Annotated in this window: 1 protein-coding gene and 1 pseudogene; one reads left to right on the top strand and one right to left on the bottom strand. The window is 48.1% G+C overall.

The window, feature by feature from the left end:
• Positions 1–121 precede the first annotated feature (121 nt).
• Entirely contained in the window at positions 122–1,300 is a 1,179-nt protein-coding gene (locus J4G02_16140) for an ABC transporter substrate-binding protein (GenBank protein MCE2396091.1), read from the top strand.
• 102 nt (positions 1,301–1,402) lie between these two features.
• Here J4G02_16140 and J4G02_16135 read toward each other — a convergent pair.
• Positions 1,403–1,673, bottom strand: a pseudogene (locus J4G02_16135) (transposase).

Below are 1,673 nucleotides of genomic sequence, written 5' to 3'. Positions count from 1 at the left end.
AAAGTCTTGAAAAAACTATGCTAAAGCGTCCCTGTATCCCCGCCTTAAAAGACGCGGTTTTAGGGCTAAAGTGGAGTTAGATAAAGTATAACCCAAGAAACAAAAAATAAGGAGATTCAAATTGAATAGAAGTAGAGTTGCCAAATTTGCGTTTGTCTTGACGATTGTCGCACTGATTGTAGGAGTTTCCGCCTGTGACCAAGTTCAGCAACTTCTCCTCCCCACTCCACCTGATAGGGAAGATGTGAGCGTAGAGATTCCCATCGGTCTGGTCTATCCTGCGACCGGACGGCTTGCCGATTTTGCCCTACCGATACGACGTGGCTTTGAACTGGCTCTTGAGGAGATAAATAACTCACAACTCGGCGATCTAAGCCTCAAGTTCATCGACGTGGACGATCAGAGCACCATTGAGGGTGCCGTTGAAGCGTATAATGAACTGATTCAAGCAGGCGTGCCTGTTATCTTTGGCCCCACAACTTCAGGTCAAGCGGAAGCGGCGTTTCCAATTGCGGCACAGAACGAGGTTGTGGCTTTCAGCTCCTCTTCAAATGCCACAGGTCTAAGTGCACTTGGCGATTTTATCTTCCGCGCCGGACTCACTACAGATATCCTGCTCCCCGGTGGTGTCAGGGCAACACACGCGAAACTCGGTTATCAACGGGTAGCAATCATATATGATGAAACTGATTCTTACTCCATAGATAGCTATGAAAAGTTCAGGGACGCGCTTACTGAGATCGGTGTCGAAATTCTGACCACGGAAACCTTCCAAAGCACAGGAATCCCCCAAAACGACAATATCGATTTTTCTGATCAATTGACTCGGATAAAAGCGGCAAATCCCGAAACCATCTTTATCGCGGCTCAACTTCCGGAGCAGACTGGGATTTTGATTCAAGGACGCCAGCTTGGGATTCCTACCACCGTTCCCTTTATCACTAGCCTGATAAACGATGTGGAAAACGCAGGAGCTGCCGCTGAAGGTACAATCTCCTTTGCAGGTTGGATAAATACGGCTGATACACCGGGAAATCAAGCCTTCGTCCAGAAGTACCGAGCAGCGTATGCGAGTGAGCCGAACGCTTGGACCGCGCAATCGTACGCTGCTGTCTATATCGTCGTTGCAGCGATCGCGGAAGCCCAATCTACTGATCCAACTGCGATTCGAGATGCACTAGTGAACACCAAAAATTTTGACACTGTTCTAGGGGCGTTTTCTTTTAATGCCGTCGGGGATGCGGTTTATGATCCGATTGTACAGATTGTCGAAAACGGTGAATTTCAGATTTTTGAGTAGGCCTCCAAATGCCAGCAGGATTCGTAGGGGCACCCCCCGATAGACCCTTACTATTACCCATAAGTCTGTGGGTGGTTTTTTCATCAGTGTTAATTGGTTGGGTCAGGTGCTGTGTAGCAGGGTAAATGCGTCGGAAATATCATTCAACCGTTGCCACCCTCGCCAGATGACAGTCACCCCCGGTGGTCGGTCAGATTTTCGTGCTAAAAAGCCACCGAGTTTTGCAATCCAAACGGTGACTTGACAAACGGTGGGTAATTTGTTTGGCAAAGCGGTTGTCTTATGAGTTATACACTAAAGTGCTTTCCATTCATCATCAGTCAACACAGAGGTGCATTCAGCGTCGGGTGCATGGCGATTGTACATTGTCAAC

This window comes from Candidatus Poribacteria bacterium (assembly GCA_021295755.1).
Classification (GTDB): domain Bacteria; phylum Poribacteria; class WGA-4E; order WGA-4E; family PCPOR2b; genus PCPOR2b.
This window is presented reverse-complemented; position numbering and strand designations above follow the sequence as displayed.